Origin of the sequence: Aeromonas sp. FDAARGOS 1404, assembly GCF_019047085.1 — a bacterium.
In the GTDB taxonomy this organism is placed as follows: Bacteria; Pseudomonadota; Gammaproteobacteria; order Enterobacterales; family Aeromonadaceae; genus Aeromonas; species Aeromonas veronii.
The window spans coordinates 1,957,377-1,973,364 of the sequence record NZ_CP077237.1 but is presented as its reverse complement, the minus strand read 5'-3'; the positions used below and the strand labels follow the sequence as shown (position 1 = coordinate 1,973,364).

Below are 15,988 nucleotides of genomic sequence, written 5' to 3'. Positions count from 1 at the left end.
GTCTGGCAAGGTGAAAATGGAGAGGGGCATTCGAGGCGGGTTGTGCGGTCGGGGGAGCTCGGCTGAAAAGCAGAGCCATTGCAGCAAACCGCGAGAACGAAGCGAGGGAAAAGGGCTTAGCGGAAGAAAAAGGTGCGAAATGTGAAGCGATATCCGGCCCGATAGGACGGGCCGGATATCGGACTCAGCGAGTACGCAGCAGTCGATGGGCGAGTGGCAGGGCCGCCATCAGGCGATAGGCCAGCAGAGACGCTCCCAGCAGCAGCGGCACCTTGGCAATCTCCCACAGGATGGATGCGCCCTGCGTGCCGAATACGAAGAGCCAGACCACCAGCATCATGTGCAGGCAGTAGATCCCGAGCACTTTGGGGGCCTGGCGCTCAAGCCAGCTGCCCTTGCCCCACTCGGGGTTGGCCAGCAGTAGTCCAAACAGACCGATAGCCCAGGGAAGGGAGCCAAGCAGGAAGTCGTGGCGGGTGAGCGGCACTGCGGCGAAGTGCTGCAGCGCCCAAGCTTCACAGCCATAGAGCGCCACGCCCGCCAGCAGCAGTTGCCAGCCGGTGCGGGCATCGGGCTGCCACTGACGCTGGCGCAGCAGGGCCCCGAGCGCCACAAACAGCAGGGAGAAGAAAGGGCCGTTACGGGTGAGTAGTGGCCACTCGGTGCCCAGCAGCGGCTTGGCATAGGAGCCCCCCAGCAGCGCCAGCAGGTAAAGGCCAAGACCCAGCCAGAGGGCGAGCGATGGTCTGCCAAGCCGATAGCAGAGTGCCAGCAGGGCCACCGCCATCACCAGGGCTGGCAGGAACCAGAGGTGGATCATGCCGCCCACCAGCCAGCCATTGAGGGGGTCGCCGAGCTGGAATTGCCACTGCCCGCGCAGGGAGGCCAGATAGCCTTGCTGCACGGCATCCAGCGGATTGAACGGCACCAGCAGGTAGACCAGACTCCATACCAGCCAGAGCAGCAGCAAGGGGTGGCAGTAGCGCCAGGCAACGGTCAGTGGCGCTTCGCGGCTCAGTCTCGGCTGCAGAAAGTAACCGGCACAGAGGAAAAACAGCGGCACGGCAAAGCGGCATAACTGGTTGATGGTGCCGCTCAGCCAGAGCCAGGATCCACTTCCCCACAGGGCGGGATTGAACGGATTGGCGAAGGGGGATACGTGAATGGTCATCACGGCCAGAATGGCCAGTACCCGCCCGCACTCGATACTGGAAATACGCATGGTGGCTCGTCGTTACAGGGGTTGTGATGGCACGCTAAAATTCTTGCTGCTAGGTTACAACCAATTGATTCTATTAGTGTGAATCACACTGTTGAGTAGTTACGTTTTGTAACGGGATGGCGGAAGGTGTTACCTGTAACGGGAACTGGATCCCATTTTTTGGGCGCGCTCATGCAGATAAAAAAAGCGAGGCAGGTGCCTCGCTTGGTTGGGGATCTCGAGCTTACTGGTGAGTCAGCATGCTGCTCTGGTTGGCTGCAAGGGTGGTTCTGCCCGAGCTCTCCAGCCAGGTTTTGATCCGCTTGGCATCGGCGACCCGATCGTTGGTGGTCTCGGCATTGAGCAGCACCATGATCACCGGCTCACGATTGACCTTGGTGCCCAGCACCAGACAGCGGCCCGCTTCGCGGATATAGCCGGTCTTGGAGAGGGTGAACTCCCATTGCCCTTCGCGGATCAGCCGGTTGGAGTTGAGGTAGTGCAGCTGACGCTTGTTGGTGCGCACATAACTCTGCTCGTCGGTGGAGTACTGGCGGATCAGTGGATAGGAGGCCGCTGCGGCGGCGAGTTTGGCGAGATCCTGCGCGGTGGAGACATTGCGCGGGTTGAGCCCGGTGCTGTCGGCGTAGCGGGTATTCCACATCCCCAGCATGCGGGCTTTGGCGTTCATCGCCTCGACAAAGGCACGCTGGCCGCCGGGATAGTGGCGGGCCAGCGCCGAGGCGGCGCGGTTTTCAGAGGACATCAGGGCGATATGGAGCATTTCGGCGCGGCTGAGCCTGGAGCCGATGGCCAGTCGTGAACCGGTTCCCTTGATGCGGTCGATGTCGGCATTGGTCACGGTGAGCATTTCGTTGAGGCGCAGGTTGGCATCCAGCACCACCAGCGCCGTCATCAGCTTGGTGAGTGAGGCGATGGGCATTACCCGGTTGCCGTTGCGCTCGGAGATCACCTCGCCGGTTCTGTGGTTGGCCACCACGAAGGCAGCCGAGCTGAGGTTGGGCACATCCCGTCGCTCGAGAAAGCCGCTGCTGCTCTTGCTGCTGGCGGCAAAGGGGTTGGCATGGGCACTGTCCATAGTGGCCGGCAGCATTACTGCGCCAAGCAACAGGGGAAGAAGGGAACGCATCATCATGATCAGCTCTACCGGACGAAATACAGGGATATCTCGCTAAGTTATATGTCGTGAACTGGCGCTTCACAATCATTCTCACCTTGATATTGATAATTTACGGCGTTGAGCGCGCTCTGACGGCGAGGAGAGCGTAAAAGAGGTCTCCATGGAGTCTTTTTTTGCATTGAAACTATGGGCTGGCCGTGATGGTGAGCGGAAGCCAGCGCTAAAAAAATCGGGACCAGAACGGTCCCGATTGGCATGGAGCATTGCCTGCCGGTTAGTGGGCATCTTCCTGCTTGATCTTGAAGCGCATGGCGATCACCACGAACAGCAGCGGGCCAATGATTGTCCAGACACCGGTGGAGATATCGCCGGAGATAAAGGGGGCGACCACGGTAAAGACGTTGCCGAAGGCGACCAGGATCAGGCTGATGATGGTGGCAAGCAGTACCGAGCCCGCGCTCTTGAAGAAGATCAGGTCCTTGCCCAGCGCCGGGTTGTTGCGATAGCGATACCAGGCGTAGATGAGGAACATGTAGGGCAGGGTCATGCCGACGTTGGTCATGGTGATGATCAGCTCGTAGAGGGCGGCGGCCCCTTCCGGGTTGATCAGGGTAAAGATGGACTTGGCGGCAATGAACAGACAGACCACCCAGGCTTGCACCTTGAGGGCTTCAATGCGCACGCCATTCTCGTTCTCGCGCTGGAAACGCTCCGGCCAGAAGTAGCTCGGGGTGCCGGTGATGAACTGGCGCAGTGGCGCGTAGGAGAGGGCGATAAAGGCACCCAGATAGCTCAGGAACATGCCAAGGCCTGCAAAGCGCATGAATACCTGTCCCAGCCACTCGCCACCGAGATGGCGCCCCAGCTCCAGCATGATGATGAAGAGGGCGGAGAGAGAGGTGATCCCCTCGGCCGGGAAGTCGCTCCAGCGCATGATGGAGCCGACCGCCAGAAAGCCGATGATGTAGCAGAGCACGATGAAGGCGCCGGAGAGGAAGATGCCGCGCTTGAGGTCGCGCTCGGGATCTTCCAGCTCGTCAGCCACCCCGGCCATCGCCTCGACCCCGCCGTAGGCGAAGATGGCGAACACCATAAAGCCGAGGAAGGGGATGATGTCGTTGAAAGCGGCATTGGGAGACGCCGTCAGCGATGCCTGGGTGAAGGGCTCCTGCAGAGTCATGCCGCTCACCGCGAAGGTGAAGACGCCACCGACCAGCAGCAACACGTTGAGTGCCACCACGGAGAGACCGCCGATGGCCGCCACTTTGGCGAAGCGGGCGCTACCCAGGGTGATGAGCTTGGTGACGATGACAACCAGTGCGATGGCGACCACTCCCAGAATAAAGGGGCCGAAGTCGATACCGGTGCCCAGGGTGACCGGGATGACGGTGATGTCGCGGCCAAACAGCATGAAGGAGAGGGGCACCCACATGGAGAGCGCCTTGCCAAACATCCAGATGACGTAGGAGGCGAACCACATGGTCAGACCGATAAAGGCGAATCGGGTCGAGACCGAGTGGCGCATCCAGGTAAAGATACCGCCCGCCTCTTTGCGAAAACCGGTGCCGAATTCGATCATCATCAAAATGAACGGGATGAAGAAGAACAGTCCGCCGATCACGAACATCGGAATGGCGGCATATCCCATTCGGTAAAAACCGATCCCGATATTAGTGACGCCAAATACCGATGTTAATATCATCAATATAAAAGCGCCCAACTTCAGCTTTTTTGCCGACATATTAAAAACTCCCTGATGGTGCTGGATTTAAAATAATCAAAAATTAAACAGACGAAACTGGGCCCATTAATAACGCGGTAGCGCCATGCCATCCTGCTGTGGCGGGCGCGATCGGGTCATCTCTGACCGGGCTGGCTTACCCGTCAGGCGGTCAATGAATGTATGAGCGGAGCGGCATGGTCTGTGCCATGCGCGGTATTGGTCAGCGTTGCCGAAAATTAACTGTGAACGATTTTATCATTAATGCTGCTGGGCAGGTAAGTTTCCCGAATGAAGCTGTGGTTGAAATAAACAGACCTGCCAGTTAATTGATACGTTACGGATGTAAACATTTACGCCCGGGCCGAGACTTATTTCCATTATTGGTATTCGGCATATTTGGCGGAGTGAATTACGCCATCCTGCCTGATAAATACGCACCAATGGCGACAGCGCTTATCCTCCCAGCCGGGTCAGCAGCACGCCGCCAGTGATAATGGCCGCCGCCGTCAGCCGCATGCGCCCGAGCGGCTCTTTCAGCAGCCAGACCGAGAGCAGCATGGCAAACAGCACACTGCTTTCGCGCAGAGCCGCGACCACGCCAATGGGGGCTTGGGTCATTGCCCAGATAACAATCCCGTAGGCGAGCAGTGACATGGCGCCTCCCGCCATTCCTGACAGCGCATGGCGGCGGATCTGGCGCCATGCGTTGCGCTTTTGGTGGACGAGCAACACCAGCAGCATCGCCAGCCCGGTACAGGCAAAGAGCCAGAGGGTGTAGCGTACCGGTTCACCCCCTGCGCGGGCGCCGGCTCCATCCGAGAGGGTATAGGTCGCCGTGAACATGGCCGTGATCAGTGCTGCCCGAACCGCTTTGCTGTCAAGGCGCTGCTGCCCACCTCGCCAGGCCATCAGCAAGACCCCCATGATCAGCACGCAGGCGCCGATGATGCCGCCGTAACCGGGGTAGTCCCCCAGCAGCAGGGCACTTAACGCCATGGCGAGCAGCGGGGCACTGCCACGGGCCAGCGGATAGATCTGGCCAAAATCGCCCTGATTGTAGGCATGGCTGAGAAACAGGCAGTAACCGATATGGAGTAGGACTGAGAGGCCGAGCCAGGGCAGCTCGGCAGCAGAGGGAAGCCCCATGGGCAGCAGCGCCACGGCGGCGATAAGCCCTGAGAAGATCGCCACCAGTGACACGCCCACCAGCCGCTCTTCGCCAATTTTGACCAGCGCATTCCAGCTGGCGTGAAGCAGGGCTGCCAGAAGAACGGCAAAAAAGACGGTGGTGCTCATGGGAAAGGGCTCTCGGGCGATGGGGGTCAACAGCATACCCGCCCGGAGCCTGATTGGCCGAGATCTTTATCAAGGCTTCGGCTTTTCGGGGCTCGCCTCCTGCGTGGTGGCGTTACCCAGTTGCCCCAACACCAGTTTGGGATGGGGATCGGTCTGCAACTGAATATCTTGCAGCCCGGTTCCCTGCTGGTGGCGATGGATGATCCCGGCGGCCATCTTGCCCAGCGCCTCGTAGCTGCTGATGGTGCCAACGCTGCAGCCGTGTTCGACGAACAGCTCTGCACTGCAGATGGTAGGGATGGCGGCCTCGTTCAATGCATTCAGCAAACGGGGGGCGATGGAGAGCAGATAGCTGTCTGCGGCCAGAAAGACGATGTCGTTTTTGGCATCCTGTTGCAGCCGCTTCAGTTCGTTGTCCAGCCGCCGTGGGTCAGGGGCCATTCGCCAGGTGACCATCTGCCACTGGTAGCGTTTCGCTTCATTGAGCAGCATATCGGCCACCAGCAGGGTGTTCTGCTCACGGGGGTTGAAGGGTAGCAGCAGCCGTTTTCCGGTGGCCAGATGCTCGCTGGCGTTGGCCAGTTGCAGTGCCATCGGCACCATGTTGCTCACCCCGGCCACCATGCTGTTCTGGGCTTTGTCTTCCGAGAGGATGTCTGCCCCGACCGGATCGGATACCACGTTGAAGATCAGTGGCTTGCGGTTGGCCACCAGACTCTTGGTCATGGTGGTGGCGGTGGTGCCAAAAGTGTAGATGTAGTCGTATTCGGCCAGTTTCGGCAGCATCTGCTGGCGCAGCATGGTTGCCAGCGCCGTACGATCCTGATCGGCGTTATAGGTGGTGATGGTGGCCTGATAGCCAAGGCGGGTCAGCTCTGCCCGAAAGCCCGCTTCGGCTGCGGTTTCACCGCGCCACAGCACCATGGCGATAGAGAGGGCGTGAGCGGGAAGTGCCAGCAGCAACAGCAGGACGAAAGGCAGCCTGACCATGATCATCTCTCCGGCGATACATCTACTATTGAGCCTAGGCCACTTTCTCCGGTCGTGAGTGACGCCCAGCAAAAAGCGCGATGGCAAGCCATCGCGCTTTGGGGACCCGCAAAACCGTGATTAGAAGTCGTAGCGGGCAGCCAGCTGGAAGTCATCCTTAACGTTGAGCTTGCCGCTCTCCTTGCTGTCCAGATTGTTGATGCGGTACTCGCCAATCACCCGCAGGTTCTTGTTGAATTTGTACTGGGCACCCAGGGTGTAGTAATCCACGTTGTCTTTCTTGATACCAGCCTTGTCCTGCTCCTGTTTGTTCCACAGGGCCATCAGACCGAAGCCGTTCTCGAAGTTGTAGCCCAGCGCGGCTTCCCAACCGGTATGATCAGTGCCGGTCGCCAGGAAGTCGCTGCCATCGGCATAGCTCAGGGCAGCGTAGGCGGCCTTGTTGTCGAACTTGGCGGAGATCAGCCACAACTTGGCATCTTCTTCACCGCTCTTGTCGCGGATACCGACGTTGTAGGCGGTACCCAGTGACAGGTTGAACGGGAAGGTATAGGCCACGGCAGCACCGTAGGCGGCGTCGCTATCCTTGCTGGTGGTCTCTTCGGTGTCACCACCGTCGAACTTGTAGCTGGTGTCGAGCTGGAAGCCATTGAACAGACCGGAGTATTTCAGCACGGAACCGGCGCGGTTGGTGGCGAAGGTGTCGGTCTTGGCGCCCAGCGCGTCGTTGCCGTAGCCGTCGGAGAGGGAAACATCAGTCCAGTCGGCCAGGAAACCCTGGGCCCCTTTCTGGCGACCGAAGGTTACGGTGCCCCAGTCAGCGCCGACACCGGCGAACGCCAGACGGGTGCGCAGGTTGTCGGAGTTCTCGCTGATGGTCTTCTCGCTGTCATTGATATACATCTGTACTTCGTACTGAGCCAGAGCCTTCAGGCCGCTCTGGATCTGGGTCTCGGCCTTGGCGCCGAAACGGACAAACTGGTTGGCACCCTGCTTGTCGCTGTATTCGCTTTTCGGTTTGCCGCTGGCATCCAGTTCCTTCTTGTCACCAAAGAAGTGGCCAGCGTAGATACGGCCATAGAGATCCAGCATGGAGGTGTCATTTTTGTACACTTCAACGGCTTGAGCCTGGAAGGCTGCGGTGAGAGCCAGTGCCACTACAGTCAGCTTTTTCATCTTAATCCCTTGTGGTGTTGCAAGCTTTTGTTTTGAAAACGGGGTCATGCTAGGCAGCGGGGATGACAGCGGGGTGACAGTTGGATGAAGAGTCGATGGCAATTGGGTTGCAATTGGATGAATTGGCTACATTCTTGCTCGCAGCGGCTACTTTTGTGCGCAAAGGTTTGCCCTTGTGGTAGAATGCCGCCCGTTTTCGAGCTCCATAGGTTGGATATGCGATGAGACGTGAACTGGCAATCGAGTTTTCCCGAGTGACGGAAGCGGCTGCACTGGCTGGCTACAAGTGGCTCGGACGTGGTGACAAGAATATCGCTGATGGGGCGGCCGTAGCGGCCATGCGCCACATTCTCAACCAGATCGAGATCGATGGTGAGATTGTGATCGGCGAAGGTGAAATTGATGAAGCGCCGATGCTCTATATCGGCGAGAAGGTTGGTACCGGACACGGCGACGCGGTGGATATCGCGGTCGATCCCATCGAGGGTACCCGCATGACCGCCATGGGTCAGGCCAACGCGCTTGCCGTGCTGGCGGTGGGCGACAAGGGTTCTTTCCTGAAAGCGCCTGACATGTACATGGAAAAGCTGATCGTCGGGCCCAAGGCCAAAGGCGCCATCGACCTGGATCAGGCTCTCGAGCTGAACCTGAAGTCCGTGGCCAAAGCGCTGGGCAAGCCGCTCTCCCGTCTGACCGTCATTACCCTGGCCAAGCCGCGTCATGACAAGGCAATCAAGGAGATGCAGGGTCTGGGTGTGCGGGTGTTCGCCATTCCTGATGGTGACGTTGCCGCCTCCATCCTCACCTGTCTGCCGGACAGCGAAGTCGACATGCTGTATGGCATCGGCGGCGCACCGGAAGGGGTGATCTCCGCTGCGGTGATCCGCGCGCTGGATGGTGACATGCAGGCCCGTCTGGTGCCGCGTCACCGCGTCAAGGGCGACAGCCCGGAAGTGCGTGCGCTGGGCGAGCAGGAAATTGCCCGCTGCGAAGCGCTGGGTATCGACGTAAACAAGGTGCTCAAGCTGGAAGACATGGCGAAGAATGACAACGTCATCTTCTCTGCCACCGGTATCACCAAGGGTGATCTGCTGGATGGCATCACCAGCGATGGCGTGATGGCGACCACCGAGACTCTGTTGATCCGTGGTAAATCCCGTACCATTCGTCGTATCAAGTCGATCCATTATCTTGAGCGCAAAGACAGCGTGGTACGCGATATCATCCTGTGATGATGGCTCGCTGAACCGGCTGTGTTGTTTGAAGCCCGATCGCCCGTGCGGTCGGGCTTTTTGTTGTGCGCCAGCTACGTTTGTGCCGCCGCTTCGGCTATGGTGGCTCAGACCGTCCCAAAGGAGTGGAGTCTATGGAGTGTCGTAGCGGCTGCGCTGCCTGTTGCATCGCCCCCAGTATCAGCAGTGCCATTCCCGGTATGCCAGATGGCAAACCGGCTGGCGTCCCCTGTATCCAGCTCGATAGTGCCCTTGGCTGCAAGATCTTCGGTCAACCGGAGCGGCCGGCGGTGTGCGGCGGTTTTCGCCCCATGATGGATGTGTGTGGCAGCCACCGTGCCGAGGCCATCTGGCTGATCGGCGAGCTGGAGCGGCTCACCACCTGACGAGGGCAGGGCGAAGATATAAAAAAAGAGGCCGCATCATGCGGCCTCTCGCGTTTCTGTTTGCCGGGGATCAGACTCCCGCCAGTTCCAGTGCCTGACGATAGTACTCGTTGGCCTTGTTGGTGAGGCGGCGTTTGTCCATCAGCTGGCCGAGAGCGTGATAGGCGGCGGCGCTCGGCGCCCGCTCCACCTCCTGTTCCAGCAGCTTTTGGGCATCGTCCAGCTGACCTGCCAGCAGATAGAGCTGGGCCAGTGCGGTGTCCACCTCCGGTTGCCCCTGCTGCTTTTGCAGCAGCGCCAGCAGCGGCTGGTAGCTGTCGAGTTTCAGCTTGGGCAGGCGAGCCAGCAACTGCGGCATTGGCTGTTTGCGCAGCGCTTCCAGCCACAGGGTGGCAGCCTCGCCATCGGCGCCCAGCTGGCGCAGCAGATCGCCGTAGCAGGCCAGCAGTTCTGGCTCAAGGCGCAGCTTGCGCGGCAGATCCTGCCACACCGCCTTGAGGGTCTCGAGGCTGCCGGCAGCCTGTTGCAGGCGACCAGACCAGGCCTGTTGCAGCAGATCTTCTTCCTGTTTCGGGGTCAGCTTGCCCACCTTGTGCAGTGCCGGGATCAGGTCGCACAGGGCGCTCCAGTCCTGACGGGCCAGATGCACCTGACGCAGCTGATCCAGCACCATGGGGTGGCGCGGGTTGAGGGCGTAGACTGACTCCAGCATCGCCAGCGCGGTATCGTACTGGCCCTGCTCGATCTGCAGCTGGGTCTGGGTCAGGGTGAGCGCCAGCTCTGCCTTGGGGTTCTCCTCCTGCGCTTTTTGCAGGTATTGATCCCGGCGGGCGTCGTCACCACGGGCCTGTGCCGCCTTGGCGGCGCTCAGGTAGTTGAGCAGCGGGGTGTCGCTGTTGCTGGCCCCCTTGATCATCAGCTTTTCAGCCTGACTGTAGTGCCCTTCGGCCATTGCCAGGGTGGCGGCGACGGTCTGTTGATTGGCCTTGCGGCGGCGGCGCGAGCCGTACCAGCCGAGGGTCTTGCGGCGCAGGCCGAATACCCGACCCAGCAGCCACTCGACGATCAGCAGGGCGCCGTAGAACAGCACGGCCAGGATCACCGCGCTGGTGACGGAAGATTCGATGGTGTAATTGCCAAGGGCAATCAGCACGTAGCCCTTGTTACCGGAGGCTTGCGGGCCAAAGATCAGTCCTGCGACCATCACGGCAACCAGAATGATTATACGGATCATGGTGCCCTCCTCAGCTGCTGGCCAGAATGCGTTGCAGGCGTTCGGTCAGCACCTGCTCCAGCATGGCCTGGGTCTTGAACTGGGCCGGATAGTCGATCTGGATCTGCTCACCCTTGAGCTTGTCGATCTCGCCCTGCATGTAGCGGGTGGCGCTGTTGTCGGTGTCGAAATACTGGGTCAGCCAGCGTTGGGCCTTGTCCAGGCTGTCTTCGTAGAGCGCCTGCTGCTCGCGATAGACGGAGAGCTGGGCCTGCAACAGCTTGGTCTTGAGGTTTTCACGCAGGAAGATCTCCTGTTGCGGCGAGAGCAGCGCCTCGACCGCGCCATCGCGGCGACGGATGGTGACGAAGTTCTCGGTGAACTTGACCCAGTTTTTCTTCAGGTTGCTCTCCCACTCGTCGGGATTGGTGCTGACCGCTTGATCCGGCTCGGCCTTGGCTTCCGGCATGCTGACGGTGGAGAGGGGCAGCAGCTCGATCTGGTCGGACAGTGCAGCCAGCTTGAGGGTCAGCCCCTCGCGGTCGATGCGCGGCATCCCCTTGAGCTTGGCGATATCTTCGGCCAGCGCCTTGCGGATCGGCATCAGGCTGGGGTCGTTGAGGGCGGCGATGCGCTCGTCAGCGTTGCCGAGCAGGGTGATGGCGGAGACGAGGTCATGCTCCAGCCACAGCTTGCGGCCCGCCATTCGTACCAGATACTCGGATTCGGCCAGCATCCAGTCGTTGGGGCGCTTGTCGTTGAGATCCAGTACCCGATTCTGCAGACCCTGCATCTCCCCTTGCAGTCGCTGCTGGGTTTGATCCAGCGCGGCCAGCTGCTCGGCATCCTTGCTGCTGGTCTGGTCGATCTTGCTCAGGGCGCTCGCCAGCTGTTGCTTGAGCTGGGCCAGTTCGGCCTGCTGGGCAACGGCATTCTTGTGACCGTGCAGATAGAGACCGCCGGTCAGGCCAAGGGCCAGCAGGATGGCAACCCCTCCCAGTACGGCACCGGAGCGGCTCTTGCTGCCATTGACCGCAGCGGTCGGCTGGGGTTTGACCTGGGATTCTTGTTGTTCTGTCATTCCATCTTCCTCAGTTCCAGTGCGGCCGTCAGGGCCTGGTTGGATGCACCTTGGGCAATCGTGATATGGATAAAGCCCGCGGAGTGGGCCATCTCGGCCACGCGCGGGCTGGGGACCACCAGCAGGCGGTCAAAAAGCCAGGGCCGCTGGTGGTCGGGAACCAGCTCCAGCAGCCGTTGCAGCAGTTCACTACTGGTAATGAGCAGGCTGTCCAGCCCCGCTGCCTGCCAGTGGTGGGTCAATCTGTCCCCGTCTAGCTTGGGGTAGTGGCGCTCATAGGCCGCACAATAGTGCACCAGAGCACCGCGTGAGGCCAGTGTGCTGGCGATGAGATCCCGCCCGCCATTGCCGCGCAGGATTAGTACCCGTTTGTCTGCTACCTGCTGCAGGGCGGGCAGGGCCAGCAGTCCTTCGCTACGCGGGTCATCCGGGCAACTTGCCGTGATGCCGATGGCGGCAAACGCATCTGCGCTGGCCTGACCCACCGCAAAGTACTCAATATGTGGCCAGGTCTGACCAGTTTGCAACAGAAAATCGTGTGCAAAATGAACGGCATGGATGCTGACGGCGATAACCACGTCGGCACTGCGCAACAGGTCGGGCAGGAGAGGGAGTTCGCTGCCCGCCACGGTTTCCAGCAGCGGGCAGCAGAGTGGTGCATGACCGTGCTGGCGCAGCAACTGCACCAGCTCGGCGGCCTGAATGGCCGGACGCACCACCAGCGGGGTCATGCGCGGTAGACCTCGGCCAGGATCTCGTCGGCACCGGCTGCCAGCAGGCGCTGGGCCAGTTGCTCGCCGAGGGCCTCACCATCGGCCAGCGGGCCGCGGATCTCGTCGCGGATCACCTGGCTGCCATCCGGGCTACCCACCAGACCACGCAGCCAGATCTGCTCGCCTTCGACCAGTGCGTAGGCACCGATGGGGACCTGACATCCCCCTTGCAGGGCGCGGTTCATGGCGCGTTCGGTCAGCACCCGGGCGCGGGTCTCGGCGTGCTCGAGCGGTGCCAGCAGGGCGTGCAGCTCAACATCGTCGAGGCGGCATTCGATGCCGACAGCCCCCTGACCGTTGGCGGGCAGACTCTGTTCCGGCTCGATAAAGGCGGTGATGCGGTGCGCCATCTCCAGTCGTTTCAGACCGGCGGCGGCGAGGATGATGGCGTCGTACTCACCCGCATCCAGCTTGGCAAGGCGAGTGTTGACGTTGCCACGCAGGTCGCGGATCACCAGATCCGGGCGGGCGGCGCGCAGCTGGCACTGGCGGCGCAGGCTGGAGGTGCCGACCACGGCCCCTTGCGGCAGTTCGGCAATGGCCTTGAAACGATTGGAGACGAAGGCATCGCGGGGATCTTCCCGCTCGCAGATGGTGTGCAGGCCGAGCCCCTCGGGGAACTCCACCGGCACATCTTTCATGGAGTGAACGGCGATATCGGCCCGCCCTTCCAGCATGGCGGTCTCCAGCTCCTTGACGAACAATCCCTTGCCGCCCACTTTGGCCAGCGGGGTATCGAGGATCTTGTCACCCTGAGTGCTCATGGGCACCAGTTCGACTTGCAACTGCGGGTGCAGGGCTTCGAGCCGGTCTTTGACAAAGTTGGCCTGCCACAGGGCCAGCGGGCTCTTGCGAGTGGCAATTTTCAGGGTTCGGGCTGCCATATCAATCAGTTGTTTCATTTTTAGAAGGAAATCGATATTACCACCCTTTGCCCGGGCTTTCATGGCGGAGCCGGCAAAAGCGGGGCCAAGCTCAAAAATGCATGCTGAAAATGATTTTCATTAAGCAAGTGGTGTTGATTAATTCATTGAATATATTGGAATTTAATGATTTCCCCTGATACTTGATGTGGTCATACCAGAAATAATCTGGCGTTTAGCTGAAGGCTTGTTTACCACCGCTGTTTGCATTGTTAACATGATCACACTTTTTTGACGTATCCCCCTTTTGGTGCGTCATTTTCACTTAGGTGATAGGCAGGGCATTGCAGGAACACATCGATACGCTGGTTGCGCGTTATGACGACATTACCCGTCTCAAGACGCAACGGGCGTTAGGCCTCATGAGTCGCTATGGGCAGCAGGTATTCCAACTGCTGCCTGTCATGCTGCACTTCAATCATCCCCTGCTGCCCGGTTATGTCTCCGGTGATGTCCCTCATGGCATCTGGAGCTTCAGCGCCACCGCCGAGCAGCAAGCCTTTATCGATGACCTCTGCCGCAACGCCAACTGCCAGAGTGGTCTGGCAACCCATGATCGGGCCATTCAGGGGCTCTACTCCATGGGCAGCACCTCCTCCATCGGTCAATGCTGTCACTCCGATCTCGATATCTGGGTCTGCCACGTGGCCGGTTTGTCGCAGGAGCGGCTTGATCTGCTGGAGCTGAAGTGCCAGCAACTCTCCAAGTGGGCCGAACAGCGCGGGGTCGATCTCAACTTCTTCCTGATCCCGGAAGACAAGTTCCGCCAGACCAACGATGCCCAGATGCAGGGGGAGAGCTGCGGCAGTGCCCAGCACCTGCTGTTGCTCGACGAGTTCTACCGCAGTGCCATGCGTATCGCGGGCAAACGCTTGATCTGGTATCTGGTGCCCACCGAGTGTGATGATCACTACGATGAGTATGTGAACGAGCTGTTCGAGAGCGGCAAGCTCAAGCAGGATGACTGGCTCGATCTCGGCAGTTTTGACCGTATTCCGGCCGAAGAGTATTTCGGCTCCGCCCTGTGGCAGCTCTACAAGGGGATCGACTCCCCCTACAAGGCGGTGCTCAAGTCGGTGCTGATGGAAGCCTACTCTCACGAGTATCCCAATACCCGCCTGCTGTCGATGATTGGTCGCGACTGGTTCCAGCACAACGAGGGGATGCACTACCGGCTCGACAACTACTGTCTGATGCTGGACAAGGTGACCAACTACCTCAAGTCCATCGGCGACATGGCGCGGCTCGATCTGGTGCGCCGCTGCTTCTACCTCAAGGTGTGCGACGGTCTCAGCCATCCAAAGGATGATCACTCCCCCGAGTGGCGTCGCGAGCAGATGAGCCAGCTGGTCTCCTACTGGGGCTGGAGTCAGGACAAGCTCTATCAGCTCGATCATCGCCACGAGTGGAAGATCGAAGAGGTGAAGATCGCTCATGCCGAGCTGCTGGAAGCCCTGATGCAGAGCTACCGCAACCTGATCCAGTTCGCTCGCCGCAACAACATCAGCGAGTCGATCAACCCGGAAGATATCGGCATTCTGTCGCGCAAACTCTACGCCGCGTTCGAGAGCCTGCCGGGCAAGGTGCAGCGCATCAACCTCAAGATCGCGCCGGATCTCAGCGAGCCGGACCTCAGCTTCGTGCAGGTGCCCCACGGTCGCCTCAACCGCGCCGGATGGTATCTCTACAAACATTCGCTGGAGCCGGTGGACATCATTGGCCGCGCGCCGCTGGAGTTCAACGGTTACATCAGCAAGCTGGTCTCCTGGGCCTACTTCAACGATCTGTTGACGCCTCAGTCGCGGGTGCACCTGTTCAATCAGGGTTCGGATCTGCACATCGACAATCTGCACCAGTTCTGCCGCGATCTCTCCGGCTGCTTCCCCGAGAAGTACCCGCTGGCCACCAACCTGGCCCTCAGTCGGCCGTGCGAAATTCGCCAGCTCTCCATCTTCCTCAATTTGGAGATGGACCCGACCAGCCACTGGGTCGGGCAGGTGATCGAATTCGACGCCAATACCGTGGATGTTTTTTCGTTCGGTCGCAATCAGGAGTGTCTGGTGGGATCTGTGGATCTGGTCTACCGCAACTCCTGGAGCGAGATCCGAACCCTGCACTTCCAGGGGGATGAAGCCGTGGTCGATGCCCTCACCACCATCCTCGGCAAGATGCATCAGGATGCTGCCGCCCCCGAGATGATCGAGGTATTCTGCTACAGCCAGCACTTCCGCTCTCTGGTGCGCTCCCGCTTCCAGACTTTGGTGGCGGAGTGTATCGACCTGCGCCTTGCCCGCGACAAGCAGCAGCTGGTCAAGACCATGGCCCTTGGCCGCGAGAAGTACGGCATCTTCTTCGAGCGGCGCGGGGTGTCGGTGAAGAAGCTGGAAAACGCCATCGATTTTTACCGTCACATCTCCCACAACAAGCTGGATCACCTGCCGCTGCGGCTCGACAAGACCCACAGCCAGCATCTGCCGAGCATCGTCGATGCCTACGCCAGCGAAGGGCTGGTGCAATTCTTCTTCGATACCCGTGATGCGGGCACCAACATCTATATCCTCGATGAGGCGAACCGGGTGGAGATCTACCAGCACTTTGCCGGCAACAAGGATGAGCTGGTGGCGGGGGTCAACCGCTTCTACACCTCCAATCACGAGCGGTTCAGCGATGATGGGCAGTTCATCAACTTCAACCTGCCGCAGTACTACGAGATAGTACAAGTGAATGGCGAGCTGGATGTGATCCCCTATCGCAGTCAGGGCACTCTGCGCGAACAGGTGCCACCCGCTCGGGAAGTGGGCTGACCCGTCAGTTGGAATCGCAATAAAAAACGGCCTGCAGATGCAGGCCGTT

13 protein-coding genes are annotated in these 15,988 nt (G+C 59.9%); 3 read left to right on the top strand and 10 right to left on the bottom strand.

Annotated elements, in window-relative coordinates; genetic code table 11:
- Positions 1-184: 184 nt before the first annotated feature.
- The 6 genes from I6L34_RS09185 to I6L34_RS09160 all read right to left on the bottom strand — a co-directional run bounded on the left by I6L34_RS09185 (position 185) and on the right by I6L34_RS09160 (position 7,527).
- Entirely contained in the window at positions 185-1,222 is a 1,038-nt protein-coding gene (locus I6L34_RS09185; RefSeq protein WP_216956648.1) for an acyltransferase, read from the bottom strand.
- A 223-nt stretch (positions 1,223-1,445) separates the two neighbouring features.
- On the bottom strand, positions 1,446-2,357 hold the full coding sequence (gene pbpG / locus I6L34_RS09180) for a D-alanyl-D-alanine endopeptidase (protein WP_019444871.1): 912 nt from the start codon (positions 2,355-2,357) through the stop codon (positions 1,446-1,448).
- Between the two features lie 259 nt (positions 2,358-2,616).
- Complete coding sequence (gene yjeM, locus I6L34_RS09175; RefSeq protein ID WP_236769071.1) at positions 2,617-4,044, bottom strand: glutamate/gamma-aminobutyrate family transporter YjeM; 1,428 nt, start codon at positions 4,042-4,044, stop codon at positions 2,617-2,619.
- A 474-nt stretch (positions 4,045-4,518) separates the two neighbouring features.
- Entirely contained in the window at positions 4,519-5,397 is an 879-nt protein-coding gene (locus tag I6L34_RS09170; RefSeq protein ID WP_216956647.1) for a DMT family transporter, read from the bottom strand.
- Between the two features lie 33 nt (positions 5,398-5,430).
- Entirely contained in the window at positions 5,431-6,351 is a 921-nt protein-coding gene (locus I6L34_RS09165; RefSeq protein WP_081042896.1) for an ABC transporter substrate-binding protein, read from the bottom strand.
- A 120-nt stretch (positions 6,352-6,471) separates the two neighbouring features.
- A complete protein-coding gene (locus tag I6L34_RS09160; protein WP_216956643.1) occupies positions 6,472-7,527 on the bottom strand; it encodes a porin in 1,056 nt (351 codons plus the stop codon).
- Between the two features lie 221 nt (positions 7,528-7,748).
- On the opposite strand from I6L34_RS09160, the gene glpX reads away from it, so the two are divergent.
- Both glpX and I6L34_RS09150 read left to right on the top strand, forming a co-directional pair.
- Positions 7,749-8,759, top strand: a complete 1,011-nt coding sequence (gene glpX / locus I6L34_RS09155) for a class II fructose-bisphosphatase (RefSeq protein ID WP_005336386.1) — start codon at positions 7,749-7,751, stop codon at positions 8,757-8,759.
- Positions 8,760-8,893: 134 nt separating this feature from the next.
- Positions 8,894-9,145, top strand: a complete 252-nt coding sequence (locus I6L34_RS09150; RefSeq protein WP_005336384.1) for a YkgJ family cysteine cluster protein — start codon at positions 8,894-8,896, stop codon at positions 9,143-9,145.
- A 70-nt stretch (positions 9,146-9,215) separates the two neighbouring features.
- Here I6L34_RS09150 and I6L34_RS09145 read toward each other — a convergent pair whose 3' ends face one another.
- From I6L34_RS09145 to hemC, 4 genes are read right to left on the bottom strand one after another with little or no spacing between them, the layout of a single operon-like run.
- Positions 9,216-10,379, bottom strand: a complete 1,164-nt coding sequence (locus I6L34_RS09145) for a heme biosynthesis HemY N-terminal domain-containing protein (protein ID WP_216956640.1) — start codon at positions 10,377-10,379, stop codon at positions 9,216-9,218.
- Positions 10,380-10,389: 10 nt separating this feature from the next.
- Positions 10,390-11,439 (bottom strand): uroporphyrinogen-III C-methyltransferase, encoded by a 1,050-nt coding sequence (locus I6L34_RS09140; protein ID WP_005336380.1) that lies wholly within the window; start codon positions 11,437-11,439, stop codon positions 10,390-10,392.
- On the bottom strand, positions 11,436-12,170 hold the full coding sequence (locus tag I6L34_RS09135) for a uroporphyrinogen-III synthase (RefSeq protein ID WP_216956637.1): 735 nt from the start codon (positions 12,168-12,170) through the stop codon (positions 11,436-11,438). The genes I6L34_RS09140 and I6L34_RS09135 overlap by 4 nt, the downstream gene beginning before the upstream one ends.
- Positions 12,167-13,096: a hydroxymethylbilane synthase gene (hemC, locus tag I6L34_RS09130; protein WP_139740585.1), complete on the bottom strand. Its 930-nt coding sequence runs from the start codon at positions 13,094-13,096 to the stop codon at positions 12,167-12,169. Before hemC ends, I6L34_RS09135 begins: the two co-directional genes overlap by 4 nt.
- A 323-nt stretch (positions 13,097-13,419) precedes the next feature.
- Here hemC and I6L34_RS09125 point away from each other — a divergent pair, with 323 nt between their 5' ends.
- Positions 13,420-15,939, top strand: a complete 2,520-nt coding sequence (locus I6L34_RS09125) for a class I adenylate cyclase (RefSeq protein WP_021231823.1) — start codon at positions 13,420-13,422, stop codon at positions 15,937-15,939.
- The last annotated feature ends 49 nt before the right edge of the window (positions 15,940-15,988 follow it).